Here is a 15,558-nt window from a genome sequence, read left to right on the forward strand (position 1 = left end):
GCGGTCACACGCAACAGCTACAGGCGGTCCGCTACCTTGCGGGCCGCCTGAAGCACATCGCCCTTGGGGGTGCTGGGCAGCGCGCCATGGTGGCGGGTCCAGCGGTCCTCCAGGGCGAACCAGTCGACCGGCTTGGGCTTGCGGCGGGCCGCCAGGGCGGCGTCCAGCTCCTTGAGATAGGTGGCCCAGCGCAGCCGGTAGAGGCCGCCGACCAGCCCGGCCCACTCACGGTTGGCATAGTCGTGCAGCTTGCCGCCGTTGGCCGAGGCCCGTGGGCCCCAGGTGGTGAGCACCGAGAGCGCGTCGTACTCCAGCCGGTCGCGTTCCGCGGCCGAGGAGCCCCAGGAGCGCGCCTGGGCCGTCCAACGGCCCAGCAGATGGTGGGCGTCGGTGGCGACCAGTTCCTCCAGCAGGTCCATCCAGCCCAGCCACTGGCGGGAGAGCGCGGCCAGACGGGTGCGGTTTCCGTCCTCGTAGGCGGACTTCAGGGCCGGAAGCAGGGCCCGGCTGCGGTTGGACACACACTGACGGGCCACATCGAGCAGATCATGGCGGTAGGCGGTGCTGTGCCGCAGCGCCGGGGCCACCGTCAGCAGGGCGGGCAGGGCGCGTTCGAACTCCTGGGCGTCATAGCGCAGTTGGCCCGGTGACCAGCTGGCGGCGTGTGCCACCGCCAGGTCGGGGCGGGCGCCGAACAGGCCCTCGGCGCCCTCGCTCCAGCCATCGGCCCGGGTGGTGCCATAGGCGGTGCGGGACAGTACCTCCCAGGCCCGGCGGGCACCGGGGTCCTCGGCGCCATAGCGGCAGACCGGCCAGTCCCGGAACCAGCCGGCCGCGTCCGTGGGGCCGTCGCTCCAGGCGAGGCCGGCGAAGAAGGCCAGCGCCGCCGGGTTGTTGTCGGCCGCCTCCGGCATCAGCGCGATGCCGCGCAGCGCACTGCCGGGCTTGGTGCGCCAGCGGTCGTAGAGGCGGATCCAGTCGGGGGTGTTGGCGCCCATGGCGGTGTGGCCGCCGAAGTTCCAGATGGAGCCGAAGGCATAGGGCGTGCCGCCCCAGTCCTGCTCCCGGTCGGTGACCGAGGGCCGGCGGTCGGAGAGGCCGTCCAGCACCAGCATCCGGGACCGGTCCACGGCGTCCACGATCTCCCGGCGGGGGTTGGACTGCCAGCCCAGGATGGCCCAGACGGCATCGGGGTGGGCGGTGCGCAGCGCCTTCTCCACCGCCCTGGCGGCGGCGCCCACCGGTACGTCGCCCGGGGTGCCGCCCTCGTGCAGCAGGTCCATCTTGTACATGGAGGTGGCGCCGTACAGCTCCCGCTGGACGCGGTAGTAGGTGCGGGCGACCCTGGTGAAGGCGGCCGTGCGCGGGTCCAGCCAGTCCGGGCGCGGGAAGCCGCCCCAGTCGCCCTGGGGGATGGTGCGCGCGCCGGACTCACGGTGGGCGAAGCCGGGCGGGACGGTGCCGTAGTAGCCGGGCAGCACCGGGGTGATGCCCAGCTCGCGCAGCCGGCCGACGATCCGCTGGGCCAAGGCCGTGCGGCGGTCCAGCAGTTGGCGGGAGACCGGGCCGCCGAAGGAGGCCATGTTCTGCATCAGCCACCAGGGCTGGTGCGCGGGGCCGGGAACCCACTGCCGCAACTCGGCGTCGCTATAACCGTGTTCGATGAACGTTCGGTGATAGACGGCGTCGGCGCCCGCGTACACGAGCACCTCGTTGAAGCCGTGCAGGGCCAGCACATCGATCTCGTGCTGCCAGTAGTCCCAGTCCTGGTACGGGCCGGTGTAGCCGTCGTTGGTGTCGTTGAGCACAAAACGGTGGCGCACGTTGGCGGTGGCCGTCAGGGGGGTACGGACGGCGGGGAGACTGCGCGGGAGGCCGGTCTGCTCGCCGGACCAGGAGAAGTGGGCGTGCGCGGTGTGTCTGAGATACCGGTGGAATCCGGTGAGCTGGACAGCCGGAGTGCTGCCCTCGACCAGGATCCGGCCCGCGGTGCCGGTCACCCGGTAGGCGTCGGCGCCGCCGTGGCGCGGCAGGGAGCGGAAGGTGACCTGGTCGTGGTGGCGGGGCAGCAGCCGGGCCAGGGCCGCGGCGGCGGCCCCGCCGCCGGGGGGCCGGGCCTGCGCCGGAGAGGCGGCCAGGGCTCCGGCCGCGGCGCTGGTGGCGAAGGCTCCGAGAAGGGTGCGGCGGGCGATGTGCATGGGGTGACCTCCCATGGCGCTGCGGTTCCTTGGCTGGACCACTGGAGCGCGGAGATCCTATGAGCCGACGACCGCGAAGCGTCAAGGGCGCGAAGGGCCGCCCCACCACACCGGTTACATTTGGCACGAATGGCCCCACCAGACAGTCCTGCCCCGTCCGGCTCGTCCCCCTGCTTGTCCCCCAGCCATGAGGAAGCCCGTGCGACCACTCACCGCGACTCGCGGCATCGCCGCCGCCGGTCTGCTGGGTGCGCTGCTGACCGGCTGTGGTGACCCGGCCGGGCTCAAGATCACGGGACCGGCGGCCAGTCCGGCGACCGGCCCGGTGACCGCCTTTGTGGTGGAGGGCCCCGGCCGTCCCGGGCTGCGGCGTCCGGCCTCCTTCGAGGTGGGCGGCACGGTCCGGCTGACCGGGCTGCACTGGCGGAGCTGGGACGGGCCCAGCGCGGAGGCGACCGGGGAGGTGTCCGGCACCTGGTGCATGCCGGGCTGTGGGACCCGTCCCAGCAGGGCCGAGGTCAAGCTGACCGGACTGGTGCGGCAGGATCGTTCCGCTTACTACAGCCGGGCCGTGGTGATCGCCGACGGTCTGCCCCCGGAACAGCACAACGAGCTGCGCGACCTGCGGCTCTTCGTACCGAAGCGTTAGCCGTCGAGGAGCCCTGACCGTATGGGACTGCGTTCGAAGATCGGCGTGGCGATCACCGTCACCGCCGCGCTGGTCGCCGTCCTGATGGGTCTGGTGGTGCACCAGCGCACCGCCGCCAACCAGCTGGACGCCGCCCGGGACGCCCTCGACGGCCGGCTGGTCTCGGCGGTGGAGGACCATGCGGCGGGCACCAACTGGCGGCCGCACACCCTGGTCAACCCCCGGCGGATGCCCGAGCCGCTGCGCCGGGCGGCCGAGCGCGGCAAGCGGGCCACCTATCTGGACGACCGGGGCGGTGACCCCACCCTCTGGGCGGCCAGCCGGCTGGGCAACGACATCATCGTGGTCAAGCGCCCGTACAACCGGGAGACCCGCAATCTGCGCGACCTGGACGATGTGCTGCTGGTGGCCGGCGGGCTGGGCACCGGCTTCGCCGGGGTGGTGGGCGTCGGCCTGGCCACCGTGGCCGGGCGGCGGCTGAACTCCTCGGCCCGGATCGCCGAGCGGATCGCCGAGGGCGACCTCACCGCCCGGCTGCGGCCGCGCGGCGGCAAGGACGAGATCGCCCGGCTGATGGAGGCCGTCAACTCCATGGCCGACGCGCTGGCCGCCCGGCTGCAGGCCGAGCGCGAGGTGACCGCCAATATCTCCCATGAGCTGCGCACCCCGGTGGCCGGGCTGGTGGCGGCGGCCGCGGTGCTGCCGGAGGGCCGGGCCACCGAGATGGTGCGCGACCGGGTCCGGCGGGTGAGCGAACTGCTGGCGGACGTCCTGGAGGTGGCCCGGCTGGACGGCGACGCCGAGCGGGCCGAGACCGAGGTGAGGGCGCTGGGCGAGCTCACCCGGCGCGCGGTGCGGGCGGCCGCGCCGGAGCAGGAGACGGTCCGGGTCGAGGTGGTGCGCGAGAGCCTGGTGGAGACGGACGCCCGCCGGGTGGAGCGGATACTGGCCAATCTGGTCACCAATGCCTTCCGGCACGGCTCGGCACCGGTGACCGTGGAGGTGGACGGGCCGGTGGTGCATGTCCGGGACGCCGGCCCCGGCTTCCCCCACCAGCTGCTGCACGGCGGACCGCAGCGCTTCCGCACCGGCTCCGGCAACGGTCTGGGCCTCGGCCTGACCATCGCCGCCGGCCAGGCCCGGGTGCTGGGCGCCCGGCTGGACTTCGCCAACCCCTGGGACGGGGGCGCCCGGGCGACGCTGGACCTGAGCGGCTCGGAGCGGCTGCCTGACGCCGGATGACCGCGGTTGTGTTCTGGGTGCGGGCCGTCTGTGGCTGGTCGCTCCCCTTACGGGCCCTAGGCCAGGCGCTTGGCGAAGAACTGGCTGTGGTCCGCGTACCGGTAGAGGCCGAACCCCGGCGTGGGCCGGTAGCCGGCCGAGGCGTACAGGGCCACCGCCTCCGGCTGCTCAAGGCCGGTCTCCAGCACCATCCGCAGCCGGCCGGCCGCCCGGGCGCTGTCCTCCAGCATGGCCAGGATGCGCCGGGCCAGCCCGCGCCCGCGGGCCGCCTCCACCGTGAACATCCGCTTGATCTCGGCGTCGCCGTCCGTATACCCCTCGTCCGCCCGGTCCTGGGCCCGCCAGCCGCCGGTGGCCACCGGGGCACCGTCCCCGGCATAGGCGATGAGATACAGGCCACGCGGCGGGCTGAACTCCGCCGGGTCCATGGCGGCCAGATCGACGGCACCGTAGCGGGCCAGATACTCCTGCTGGGCTTGGCCATCAAGGGACTTGGCGTCGGGGTGGTCGTAGCCGACCGGCAGGATCCGCATGCCGGGGATCGTACGCAGCCTCCGCCGCCGGGGCACGGGCCGTCCGGGAAGTCGGTATCGTTCCGGAATGCTCACCGTGACGACCGTGAATGTGAACGGGCTGCGCGCCGCGGCCAAGAAGGGCTTTGTGGAGTGGCTGGCGGCCACCGAGGCGGATGTGGTCTGCCTCCAGGAGGTCCGCGCCGAGCCGCAGCAGCTCCCCGAGGAGGTGCGGGAGCCGGCCGGCTGGTACGCCTTCCACGCCCCGGCGGCGGCCAAGGGACGGGCGGGCGTCTCGGTGTACTCCCGGCGCGAGCCGGACGCGGTGCGCACCGGTTTCGGCTCGGCCGAGTTCGACGGCAGCGGCCGCTATCTGGAGATCGACCTGCCCGGCGTCACCGTCGCCAGCCTCTATCTGCCCTCCGGCGAGGTGGGCACCGAGCGGCAGGACGAGAAGGAACGCTTTATGGCCGAGTTCCTGCCCTACCTGGTGGCCCTGAAGGCCCGGGCGGCCGCCGCCGGCCGTGAGGTGCTGGTCTGCGGTGACTGGAACATCGCGCACCAGGAGGCGGACCTGAAGAACTGGAAGGCCAACCGCAAGAGCGCGGGCTTCCTGCCCGAGGAGCGGGCCTGGCTGACCAAGGTCTTCGAGGAGTACACGGACGTGGTGCGCGCGCTGCACCCGGACGTCGACGGGCCCTACTCCTGGTGGTCCTACCGGGGCCGGGCCTTCGACAACGACTCCGGCTGGCGCATCGACTATCTGGTGGCCTCGCCGGGACTGGCCGCGCGGGCGCTGAAGGCCCGGGTGGAGCGGGCGGACAGTCATGCGGAGCGGTGGAGCGACCATGCGCCGGTGACGGCCGTCTTTGACAGGTAGCGGAGGGCCGCGGAGAGCCCTTGTTCCGTTGGCGCGGGGTCAGCGGCGCTCCCCAGGTGGTGGCTTGCGCGGTTCCGCGCGCCGACTGTCCGGCTTGCCCGCCCTGTCCATGCCGTTGCACGCAGGACATGCGTGAACCAGTTTCGTGCCGTTCGGGAGCTCCTCGTTGATGTAGCCCACTCCGAAGCACTTGCTGCACATCCCGATCCCTCCTGGTTCACCAGCCCGTCAACGGTCACGTACCCGGTCCCGTTACAGGCCGAACGCGGCGTAGAGCCCATGGCGTTTCCCTGCGTCATCCGTGCGCCTCCCGCAGGTGCCGACCCATGAGCACGATGCAGTCACTGACCTTGCTCCGGTCGCCCCGCTCGCCGGCTGCCGCGCGCTCAGCCTTGATCCGGGCGCACTCCGTGCAGCGCTGCGTCTCAGCAGCCGGTTCCTTGCCGTGCTGCACATATGTCGTCGGCCCCCATGTGCGCCCACCGTCCAGGGATACCCGCAGCGTCATCCTCGCTGCCGACCGATCGCCGTCCCGCTGCCCGGTCATGCGTTCCAACCTCCGTGTGTCCCGACCATCCCAGCCGGGCAACTCCCGTGTAGGTGAGACAGAGTTGCGCGTCACGAGCACCTGGCGACAGGGTTTGACCCATCACAACTGAGGTGTGATGAAGGGGAGTTGCGCTGTGGCTGAGTCGGCCAACAGTTCGGGTTCTTCCTATGGGGAAGAGGTGCGGGCGTGGCGAATCATGCGCGGCATGAGCCAGCGTGAGCTGGGTGCGGGCGCGGGGTACGGGCAGTCGTACGTAGCCATGGTCGAGAAGGGGGATCGCGTCGGTTCCCCAGGTTTCGCGGACCATTGCGACCAAGTGTTCGGCACGCCGGGCAGCTTCAAACGGCAGTGGAAGCGTGCGAGCAGGCGGGGGCATCCGGAATGGTTCGAGCCGTACCTCGACCTTGAGGCCGTAGCCACTCACATTCTCGACTTCAGCGCGTATCTCGTCATGGGGATACTGCAAACCGAGAGGTACGCGCATGCCCTCTTCCGCGCTTCCTTCCCCCGGGACGACCCAGCGGCTACGGCGGAGAAGGTGCGCGCCCGATTGCGGCGCCGGGACGTGCTGGACAGGGACAACCCTCCGCTGCTGTGGTTGATCCTGGACGAGTCATGCCTGCGGCGCACCGTCGGCGGTGTGGATGTCATGCGGGATCAACTGGCCTACCTGCTGGAAACGGCCGAGTCGCCCCATGTCACCCTTCAAGTGCTCCCGTTCAACACGGGGGCACCACCGGCGGGTGAGCCGTTCACCTTGCTCCAGTTCGAGGACCGGCCCACCACCCTTTACACGGAAGCACTGGGCATGGGACGGGTCATCGACTCGGCCGCGATGGTGGAGAAGGCCAGCGGGCACTACGACCGGTTGCGCGCTGACGCTCTCTCGCCGGAGAACACGTTGATTGAGTTGCGCAAGGTGATGGAGGAGCTACCAAGATGAGCACCACCGTTGATCTCTCCGGCGCGGAGTGGGTTAAGTCAAGTCACAGCAGCGGAGAGGGCGGACAGTGCCTTGAATGGGCCCCTCGCATCGCAACGTCCGGGAACGTTCCCGTCCGCGACAGCAAGGCATCGCACGGCCCTGCCCTGGTCTTCCCCGCGTTGTCCTGGGCGTCGTTCATAGACGGCGTTCAGAGCGGCGAACTCCCGGCCTGCTGACCCCCCTTCGCACGACGGGTACGGCCAGTTGACCCGCGCGACTGGCCGTAAACGGCCCACGGATTCACCTCCGCGATCCCGGCGGAGCGCCTAGCATGGAAGCATGCCGGTTGAGCTCAACCACACCATCGTCCACTCCCGGGACAAGCACGCGGCCGCCGAGTTCGTGGCCGGGCTGCTCGGCCTGGAGGTCAAGGCTCCGTTCGGTCCGTTCATCCCGGTGGCCACCGACAACGGGGTGACCCTGGACTACGCGACCAGCGACAGCGCCGAGATCGCCGTCCAGCACTATGCCTTCCTGGTCTCGGAGAAGGAGTTCGACGAGATCTTCGGCCGGATCCAGGCGGCGGGGGTGACCTACTACCCGTCGCCCATGCTGGACCGGCCCGGGGAGATCAACCACCACGACGGCGGCCGCGGGGCCTACTTCCGGGACCTGGACGGCCATGTGCTGGAGATCATCACCCGTCCGTACGGGAGCGCGGCGCGCTGACCTCCGCCCGTACCCGGCGGGCCAGCGCCAGGGAGACCTCCGCCTCGATCACCGTCCGGGCCAGCGGCCACAGCCGCTCCAGCTCCGATGACAGCGCCTCGCCGTCCGCGAGGTGCTGCCGTACCAGTGCGGTGAAGGTCTCGGCCAGGGCGTCCGCCTGGACGCGTACCCGGCGGCCCGCCTCCAGTACGGCGGAGAGCGGGACGCCGTCGCGCACCAGCTCGGCGGAGGCATCCAGCAGGCGGCGGCTGATATGCACGATCTCCTCGCCGTCCACCGCCAGATAGCCCATGTCCAGGGAGGCGGCCAGATTCTCCGGGGTGACCTGGCCCGCGAAGTGGTCGGCCAGTTCGCCCGGGGTCAGCCGGACCCGGGTCTCCTCGGCCCATGGGACGGCGAACGGCTCCCGCAGGCCCAGGAGTTCGCCCACATCGCGCCGCCCGGACTCGAAGGCGGCCAGCAACTCGGCTATGCCGCCCAGGGTATGGCCCCGTTCCAGCAGGGCGGCCACGGTGTGCAGCCGGGCCAGATGGCGGTCGTCGTACCAGGCGATCCGGCCCGCCCGGCGGGGCGGTGGCAGCAGGCCCCGCTCCCGGTAGAAGCGCAGCGTGCGGACCGTGATGCCGGCCGCCTCGGCGAGTTCCGGCGCACGGTACTCCCGGCCCCGGCCGGCGGTTTTGTCGTCCGGATCGTCCGGCACAGCTCGCTCGTCCTCCACAGCCGAAGTCTAGGGTGCGCACCCGGTGTCGCCGAGCGCTGTCAAATCCCTTGTGCCCAGGGCCTACTGGCGAACGCCCGGCTGTCCTACGCTCGGACCCTGCCAGTGAACGCTGGCAGCTTCGTGTGGGACACGAGAGGCGGCGAGCATGACCGAACGTGATCGTCAGCACGTCCGGGTGGCGGTGATCGGATCCGGTTTCGGCGGCCTGGGCGCGGCCGTACGGCTGCGCCGCGCGGGCGTCACCGACTTTGTGGTGCTGGAACGGGCCCAGGCGCTCGGCGGCACCTGGCGGGACAACACCTATCCGGGCTGTGCCTGTGATGTGCCCTCCCATCTGTACTCCTTCTCCTTCGCGCCCAACCCCGCCTGGCCGCGTGCCTTCTCCGGACAGGAGCACATCCGGGCCTATCTGGAGCGGGTCGCGGAGACCTTCCGGCTGGGCCCACATCTGCGCTTCGGCCATGAGGTGCGGCAACTGCGCTGGAACGGCGAGCGGTTGCACTGGGAGGTGAGCACCTCACAGGGTGAACTCACCGCCGATGTGGTGGTGTCCGCCGCCGGCCCGCTGGCCGACCCCAGCATTCCGGAGGTGCCGGGGCTGGCCTCCTTCCCCGGCAAGGTCTTCCACTCCGCCCGCTGGGACCACGAGTACGACCTGCGCGGCAAGCGGGTGGCGGTGATCGGGACCGGCGCCTCCGCCATCCAGCTGGTGCCGGGCATCCAGCCCGTGGTGGAGCGGCTCACCCTCTTCCAGCGCACCCCGCCCTGGGTGCTGCCGCGCGCTGACCGTCCGATCACCGCCGCCGAGCGCTGGCTGCACGAGAAGCTGCCCGTCACCGGGAAACTGCGCCGGGGTGTGCTGTGGGGCGTACGGGAGTGGCAGGTCAGCGCTTTCGCCAAACGGCCGGGCGAGCTGCGGACGGTGCAGTGGCTGGCCAAGTCCCATCTGCACCGCACGGTCAAGGACCCGGCGCTGCGGGCCGCGCTCACCCCGGACTACCGCATCGGCTGCAAGCGGATCCTGCTGTCCAATGACTTCTATCCGGCGCTGGTCCGGCCCAATGTGGACCTGGTGCCCTCCGGGCTGGCCGAGGTGCGCGGCTCCACCCTGATCGCCGCCGACGGCACCCGGGCCGAGGCGGACGCCATCGTCTTCGGCACCGGCTTTCATGTCACCGATCTGCCCATCGCCGAGCGGGTGGTGGGGGAGGCCGGGCACACCCTGGCCGAGGAGTGGAAGGACGGCATGGGCGCGCTGCGCGGCTCCAGCGTGGCCGGGTTCCCCAACTTCCTCACCGTGATCGGCCCCAACACCGGGCTGGGCAACAGCTCGATGATCCTGATCATCGAGTCCCAGCTGAACTATCTGGTGGACTTCCTGCGGCAGTTGGACACCCTGGGCGGCAAGGCGGCCCTGGACGCGCGCCGTTCGGCGGTCAACGCCTGGAACCGCCGGCTTCAGCGGCGGCTTGAGCGCTCGGTGTGGAACACCGGCAACTGCACCAGCTGGTATCTGGACGCCCAGGGGCGCAACACCGTGGTCTGGCCGGGCACCACCGCGGAGTTCCGCCGCGCCACCCGGCGGGTGGACCTCCAGGAATACCGGCTGCTGCGGCCGCCGGGTGCCGGGCGGCGCACCCCGGTGGCGGCCGGCTCCACGGCCGGTACCACCACTCGTGAGGACGCCCGATGAGCCCCCGGGCGCCACTGGCCGGGCAGGTGGTGGTGGTCACCGGGGCGGCGCGCGGCGTGGGCGAACTGCTGGCGCGCCGGCTGGCGGCGCGCGGGGCGCGCCTGGCGCTGGTGGGCCTGGAGCCGGAGGAGCTGCGGCGGGTGGCCGAGTCACTGCCGGGGGACGCCGGGCACTGGTACGCCGATGTGACCGACGCGGAGGCGATGGGCCGGGTGGCGGCCGAGGTGAAGGAGCGCTTCGGCCGGGTGGATGTGGTGGTCGCCAACGCCGGGGTGGCCACCGGTGGGCCGCTGGAGGGCAGCGATCCGGCCGCCTGGCGGCGGGTGATCGAGGTCAATCTGGTGGGCAGCGCGGTGACCGGGCGTGCCTTCCTGGACGCGCTGGCCGCCGGCCGGGGCTATCTGCTGCAGATCGCCTCGCTGGCCGCGATCGCCCCGGCGCCGATGATGACCGCCTACTGCGCCTCCAAGGCCGGTGTGGAGGCCTATGCGCACAGCCTGCGCGCGGAGGTCGGACACCGGGGGATCAGGGTCGGGGTGGCCTACCTCAGCTGGACCGACACCGACATGGTGCGCGGCGCCGACCAGGACGAGCTGATGCGGGAGCTGCGCGGGCGGCTGCCCTGGCCGGCCAACCGCACCTATCCGCTGGGCCCGGCCGTGGACCGGCTGGTGGCGGGCATCGAGCGCCGCTCGGCGCATGTCTACGGGCAGGGCTGGCTGCGTGGGATGCAGCCCGTTCGGGGGTTGTTGCCCGGGGCGCTGGCGCTGGGTGCCCGGCGGCGGCTGCGGGAGCTGGCGCCCAGGCTGGCGGCGGTGCGCGGCCGGGGGCTGGTGGGCGCGGGCGGGGCCGCGGACGAGGCGGCGCGCACGGAGCGTCACTGATCGACATGCGGTGCGTATCCGGGCGTGTGAGGCTGGTCGCGGCCCGAACCCCGAGCTCCCCCAGGAGGGAACGCACATGGGCATGAAGGACGAGATGCAGAACAAGGCCCAGCAGGCCAAGCAGAAGGCCCAGCAGGCCAAGCAGAAGGCTCAGCAGCAGGCGCAGCAGCGGGGCCAGCAGTCGCAGGACAAGGTGCGTGGCCAGCAGCAGCAACAGCAGCAGCAGCGCGGCCAGCAGCAGGGTCAGCAGTCGCGGCAGCAGTCGCTGGACGACATCCAGGACATCGACGAGCAGTAGTCCCGCTGCGGTGAGGGGCGCCCCCATGGCCAGGGGCGCCCCTTCCGCGTTCCCCGTAAGGGGCGCGGGGAACTGCGCGACCAGCCACCCGCGGCCCGCGGTCGAGCGACGGGGGTCGTCGGCAGACGCCGTATCGTCGCCGGGCGCGGCCCGGTGGTCGGAACCACGGCTCACCGCGGCGGCAGCGGCGGACGGCGCAGGTCGGGGACGTCGGAATAGTCCGGCGGGGTGGCCGCGCCATGCCGCTCCAGCAGCTCCAGCGCCAGCCGCACCGCGTCGTCCATCTGCTTGTGGCGGCCCTCCGCCCAGTCCAGCGGGGTGCGGTCCACCTCGATGTCCGGCTCCACCCCGTGGTTCTCCACGCCCCAGCCATAGGCGTCGAACCAGGCCGCGTTCATCGGCACGGTGATCGAGGTGCCGTCCACCAGCCGGTGGCGGCCGGTCATCCCGACCACTCCGCCCCAGGTGCGCAGGCCGACCACCGGCCCGATGCCCTGGAGTCTGAAGGCCGCTGTGATCATGTCGCCGTCGGAGGAGGTCATCTCGTCGGCGATGGCCACGATCGGGCCGCGGGGGGCGTTGGAGGCGTAACTCACCGGCTGGGCGTCACGGGTGAGGTCCCAGCCGATGATGGTGCGGGTGAGCTTCTCCACCACCAGCTCGCTGATGTTGCCGCCGGCGTTGCCCCGGACGTCCACGATCAGCGCGGGCCGGGACATCTCCATCCGCACATCGCGGTTGAACTGGGCCCAGCCGGAGCCGCCCATATCGGGGATGTGCAGATAGCCGCATTTGCCGCCGCTCAACTCCCTTACCACCGCCCGGCGTTTGGCCACCCAGTCCTGGTAGCGCAGCGGCCGCTCGTCGATCAGCGGCACCACCGCCACCCGGCGCGGCGGCCCCTCGCCGTCCGGGGGCCGGAAGGTCAGCTCCACGGTAGTGCCGCCGGCCGCGGCCAGCAGCGGGTTGGGGCCGGTGACCGGGTCCACCGGCCGTCCGTCGACATGGGTGAGCGCCCAGCCCTCATGGATGCCCGAACCGGCCAGCGGGGAGCGGGCCTTGGGGTCCGAGGAGTCGCCCGGCAGCACCCGGCGCACGGTCCAGGAGCCGTCCTTCCGGTGGGTGAGGTTGACGCCCAGCAGCCCGATGGCGCGCTGGTAGTGCGGCGGGCCCTCATTGCGGCGGGAGGGGGTGACATAGGCGTGCGAGGTGCCCAGCTCGCCCAGTACCTCGCGCAGCAGATCGGCGAACTCGTCCGGTGAGGCGACCCGTTCGACCAGCGGACGGTACTGCTCCAGCACCCCGTCCCAGTCGATGCCGCACATCCCGGGCTCCCAGAAGTAGGCCCGGACGATCCGGCCCGCCTCGGCGTACGCCTGCCGCCACTCGGCGGCCGGGTCCACCTCGTGCAGGATGCGCCGCATATCGATGTAGACGGTGGACTCCAGGTCGGCGGTGTCGGTGGCCGGCACCACCCGCAGGTCGCCCTCGTCATTGACCACCAGCCGGCTGCCGTCGCCGCTGACCGCGAACCAGTCGATGGAGCTGGTGAGTTCGGTGCGCTTGGCCTTGGTGAGGTCGAAGTGCTCCAGGGTGGGACGGCCCGAGGTGTCGGCCGGGTTGGCGAAGGTCTCGCCCAGCGCGCCGGAGATCGGCCAGCGCAGCCAGACCAGTCCGCCGCCGCTGACCGGGCGCAGCGAGGAGTACTTGGAGGCGGCCACCGGGAACGGCGTCACCCGGTTCTCCAGCCCCTCGGTCTCCACCATCACCGCCCCGCCCTCGCCCTCGCCCCCGTCCAGGTCCAGCCCGCCGCCGGCCGGGCGGCCCTCGGCGGACACCGCGAACGGCGAGGGGGTGGCCGAGGACAGCGGCACCAGATACGGGCGGCAGCCCAGCGGGAAGGACAGGTCCCCGGTGTGCACGTCATAGACCGGGTCGAAGCCGCGCCAGGACAGAAAGGCCAGATAGCGGCCGTCCCGGGTGAACACCGGCTGCTCGTCCTCGAAGCGGCCGTTGGTGACGTCCACGGTCAGCCGGTCCGACAGCCGGGCGATCCTGATCTGCCGCAGCGAGCGGCCGATGCCGGGCTGCGACCAGGTCAGCCAGCCGGAGTCGGGGGAGAAGGCCAGGTCGCGCACCGGGCCGTTGGCCGACTCGGTCAGCTCCGTGACCTGTCCCTCACCGTCCTCGGAGGCATCCACCAGCAGCAGCCGCCCGTCGTGCGCGGCCACCGCCAGCCGCTGTCCGTCCGGCGAGGCGACCATCTCGTGCACCCGCCCGATCTGCCCGGCGGCCACCCGGTGCGGCTCCAGGGCGTGGGTGGCGCTGGGCAGTTGGGTGATCTCGATGGCGTCCTCGCCCTGGACGTCCGTCACATAGGCGATACGGCCGGTGGAGCCGAGCATCTCGGGCAGCCGGGTGCGCACCCCCGGGGTGTCGGAGATGGCCCGGGCCGGGCCGTCGCGGTGGGTGAGCCAGTAGAGGCTGCCGCGCACCTGCACCGCGCTGGCCCGGCCGGTGGTGTCCACGCCGATCGCGTCCACATTGGAGGCCGTCTGCACCTGGTAGGTGCGCCGCCCGGCACGGGGACCGCCCAGCCGCACCTGGAGCTTGCGCGGGGTACCGCCGGGGCCGAAGTCCTCGGCCAGCCACAGGTCGCCGGCGCACTGGTAGACGACCCGGGTGCCGTCGGTGGCCGCGTGCCGGGCGTAGCAGGCGTCATGGTCGGTGTGCCGGCGCAGATCGGAGCCGTCGGGCAGACAGGAGTAGAGGTTGCCCACGCCCTCGTGGTCGGAGAGGAAGGCGATCCGGTCGCCCACGAACATCACCGAGTCCAGATGCCCGTTGATGTCCGGGACCAGCCGGGTGCCGTCCAGCCAGAGCCGGCCCATGGCCCCGCCCCGGTAGCGCTTCCAGGAGGCCGGTTCATGCGGGGGCTTGCCGGCCAGCAGCAGGGTGTGGCCCGGGGTGTCCCCGGTGCCGCGCATGGCGATGTCGGCCACCGGGCCCCAGGGCAGCCGCCCGCCCGGGCTGCCGTCGGTGGGCAGCCGGTAGGCCCAGGAGAAATAGGAGAAGGGCTGGCCGTGCGAGGAGACGGCCAGGATGTCGCTGTGGCCCTCGTGGTCCGGCGGCGTCCAGCCGCACACCCGGGTGTCGGTGCTGCCCCAGTAGGTCAGGCGGCGTGCCGGGCCGCCGTCCACCGGCGCCAGGTGGACCTCCGGGTCCAGGCTGCGCCAGCTGGTGAAGGCGATGTTCCGTCCGTCCGGTGAGAAGCGGGGGTGCCCCAGCCGGGTGCGGTCCACGGTCAGCCGCCAGGCCCGTCCGGCGGCGGGGGACAGCGAGGCCAGCCACAGGTCGTCCTCGGCGATGAAGCAGAGCAGATCGCCATGGAGGTGGGGGAACCGCAGATAGGCATCGGTCACTTCTCCATGGTTTCGAGGCCGCAGGGGCCCGGCAACTCGGTCCGTGATGGAGAACACCATCGAAACGGTCCGGTTTCGCTTTGACCCGGACGTACGCTCGTACAGTACGAAACCGTTTCGTTCGATCGGCTCTTCGAAGGGAGGCGCGGTATGCCGACGGAATCACCCAAGCCGCCGGTTCGCCGCACCCGGCTCACCCCCGAGCGCGAGGGTGAGCTCTACGAGGCCGTCCTCGCCCTGCTGCGCGAGGTCGGTTATGAGGCCCTGACCATGGACGCCGTCGCGGCCCGCACCCGCTCCAGCAAGGCCACCCTCTACCGCCAGTGGAAGGGCAAGCCGGAACTGGTGGCGAGCGCGCTGCGGCACACCAAGCCGGTCTGCCTGGACGACATCGACACCGGTTCCCTGCGCGGGGATCTGGTGGCGATGGCGGACAAGGCGGACGAGCGCCGGATGGAACAGGACGTGGCCCTGATGCGAGGGCTGGGTCATGCCATCCACCGCGACCGCGACCTGCACCGGGCGCTTCGCGAACTGCTGATCGAACCCGAGATGGCCGCCATGCGGCGCATGCTGCAGCGCGCGGTGGACCGCGGCGAAGTCGCCCCGGGCCGCCCCGCGATGGAGTACGTCGGGCACATGATGCTCGGCGGCTTCATCACCCGGCCGCTGATCGAGGACTGCCCGGTGGACCGGGCCTACCTCGTCCGCTACATCGACGCCGTGGTGCTCCCCGCGCTCGGCCTCTAGCCCCCACCACAACCGCACATCACCCATACGTTGCCGGACCTGGCGCGCCGCTCTCGTCGCCGGGCTGGTCCCCCATTGCCGGAAACGCTCGTTCACCTCTCCGAC

14 protein-coding genes are annotated in these 15,558 nt (G+C 71.9%); 10 read left to right on the forward strand and 4 right to left on the reverse strand.

The features are described from left to right. Window positions 1-17 precede the first annotated feature (17 nt). On the reverse strand, window positions 18-2,198 hold the full coding sequence (locus ACIHFE_RS13065; protein ID WP_400106074.1) for an alpha-N-acetylglucosaminidase: 2,181 nt from the start codon (window positions 2,196-2,198) through the stop codon (window positions 18-20). Between the two features lie 199 nt (window positions 2,199-2,397). On the opposite strand from ACIHFE_RS13065, the gene ACIHFE_RS13070 reads away from it, so the two are divergent. Beyond that, window positions 2,398-2,847: a hypothetical protein gene (locus ACIHFE_RS13070; RefSeq protein WP_400105916.1), complete on the forward strand. Its 450-nt coding sequence runs from the start codon at window positions 2,398-2,400 to the stop codon at window positions 2,845-2,847. Between the two features lie 21 nt (window positions 2,848-2,868). After that, window positions 2,869-4,089, forward strand: a complete 1,221-nt coding sequence (locus ACIHFE_RS13075; RefSeq protein WP_400105917.1) for an ATP-binding protein — start codon at window positions 2,869-2,871, stop codon at window positions 4,087-4,089. A 56-nt stretch (window positions 4,090-4,145) separates the two neighbouring features. On the opposite strand, the gene ACIHFE_RS13080 is transcribed toward ACIHFE_RS13075, so the two are convergent. Continuing rightward, window positions 4,146-4,622 carry a GNAT family N-acetyltransferase gene (locus ACIHFE_RS13080; protein ID WP_400105918.1) on the reverse strand — a complete coding sequence of 159 codons (477 nt, stop codon included), beginning with the start codon at window positions 4,620-4,622 and terminating at the stop codon, window positions 4,146-4,148. Between the two features lie 67 nt (window positions 4,623-4,689). On the opposite strand from ACIHFE_RS13080, the gene ACIHFE_RS13085 reads away from it, so the two are divergent. The 4 genes from ACIHFE_RS13085 (at window position 4,690) to ACIHFE_RS13100 (ending at window position 7,685) form a co-directional block, all read left to right on the forward strand. Then, window positions 4,690-5,481, forward strand: a complete 792-nt coding sequence (locus ACIHFE_RS13085; RefSeq protein WP_400105919.1) for an exodeoxyribonuclease III — start codon at window positions 4,690-4,692, stop codon at window positions 5,479-5,481. A 665-nt stretch (window positions 5,482-6,146) separates the two neighbouring features. Further along, the gene (locus tag ACIHFE_RS13090) at window positions 6,147-6,974 is read left to right on the forward strand and encodes a Scr1 family TA system antitoxin-like transcriptional regulator (RefSeq protein WP_400106075.1); all 828 of its coding nucleotides are present in this window, start codon (window positions 6,147-6,149) and stop codon (window positions 6,972-6,974) included. Beyond that, complete coding sequence (locus ACIHFE_RS13095; protein WP_400105920.1) at window positions 6,971-7,192, forward strand: DUF397 domain-containing protein; 222 nt, start codon at window positions 6,971-6,973, stop codon at window positions 7,190-7,192. The genes ACIHFE_RS13090 and ACIHFE_RS13095 overlap by 4 nt, the downstream gene beginning before the upstream one ends. Window positions 7,193-7,295: 103 nt before the next feature. Further along, a complete protein-coding gene (locus ACIHFE_RS13100; RefSeq protein WP_400105921.1) occupies window positions 7,296-7,685 on the forward strand; it encodes a VOC family protein in 390 nt (129 codons plus the stop codon). Here ACIHFE_RS13100 and ACIHFE_RS13105 read toward each other — a convergent pair. Continuing rightward, window positions 7,654-8,403 (reverse strand): MerR family transcriptional regulator, encoded by a 750-nt coding sequence (locus ACIHFE_RS13105; protein ID WP_400105922.1) that lies wholly within the window; start codon window positions 8,401-8,403, stop codon window positions 7,654-7,656. The two genes, ACIHFE_RS13100 and ACIHFE_RS13105, sit on opposite strands and share 32 nt — an antisense overlap. Window positions 8,404-8,551: 148 nt before the next feature. On the opposite strand from ACIHFE_RS13105, the gene ACIHFE_RS13110 reads away from it, so the two are divergent. The 3 genes from ACIHFE_RS13110 to ACIHFE_RS13120 all read left to right on the forward strand — a co-directional run bounded on the left by ACIHFE_RS13110 (window position 8,552) and on the right by ACIHFE_RS13120 (window position 11,281). After that, window positions 8,552-10,099, forward strand: a complete 1,548-nt coding sequence (locus ACIHFE_RS13110) for a flavin-containing monooxygenase (protein ID WP_400105923.1) — start codon at window positions 8,552-8,554, stop codon at window positions 10,097-10,099. Continuing rightward, window positions 10,096-10,983: an SDR family oxidoreductase gene (locus ACIHFE_RS13115; RefSeq protein ID WP_400105924.1), complete on the forward strand. Its 888-nt coding sequence runs from the start codon at window positions 10,096-10,098 to the stop codon at window positions 10,981-10,983. Before ACIHFE_RS13110 ends, ACIHFE_RS13115 begins: the two co-directional genes overlap by 4 nt. 76 nt (window positions 10,984-11,059) lie before the next feature. Then, window positions 11,060-11,281 carry a hypothetical protein gene (locus ACIHFE_RS13120; RefSeq protein WP_400105925.1) on the forward strand — a complete coding sequence of 74 codons (222 nt, stop codon included), beginning with the start codon at window positions 11,060-11,062 and terminating at the stop codon, window positions 11,279-11,281. A 170-nt stretch (window positions 11,282-11,451) separates the two neighbouring features. On the opposite strand, the gene ACIHFE_RS13125 is transcribed toward ACIHFE_RS13120, so the two are convergent. Beyond that, window positions 11,452-14,763, reverse strand: coding sequence for a S41 family peptidase (locus tag ACIHFE_RS13125; protein WP_400105926.1), 3,312 nt, complete (start codon window positions 14,761-14,763; stop codon window positions 11,452-11,454). A 90-nt stretch (window positions 14,764-14,853) separates the two neighbouring features. Between ACIHFE_RS13125 and ACIHFE_RS13130 the strand changes: the two genes are divergently transcribed. Next, window positions 14,854-15,453, forward strand: coding sequence for a TetR/AcrR family transcriptional regulator (locus ACIHFE_RS13130; protein WP_400105927.1), 600 nt, complete (start codon window positions 14,854-14,856; stop codon window positions 15,451-15,453). Window positions 15,454-15,558 lie beyond the last annotated feature (105 nt).

It is taken from the genome of Streptomyces sp. NPDC052396 (genome assembly GCF_044593195.1).
Lineage (GTDB): Bacteria > Actinomycetota > Actinomycetes > Streptomycetales > Streptomycetaceae > Streptomyces.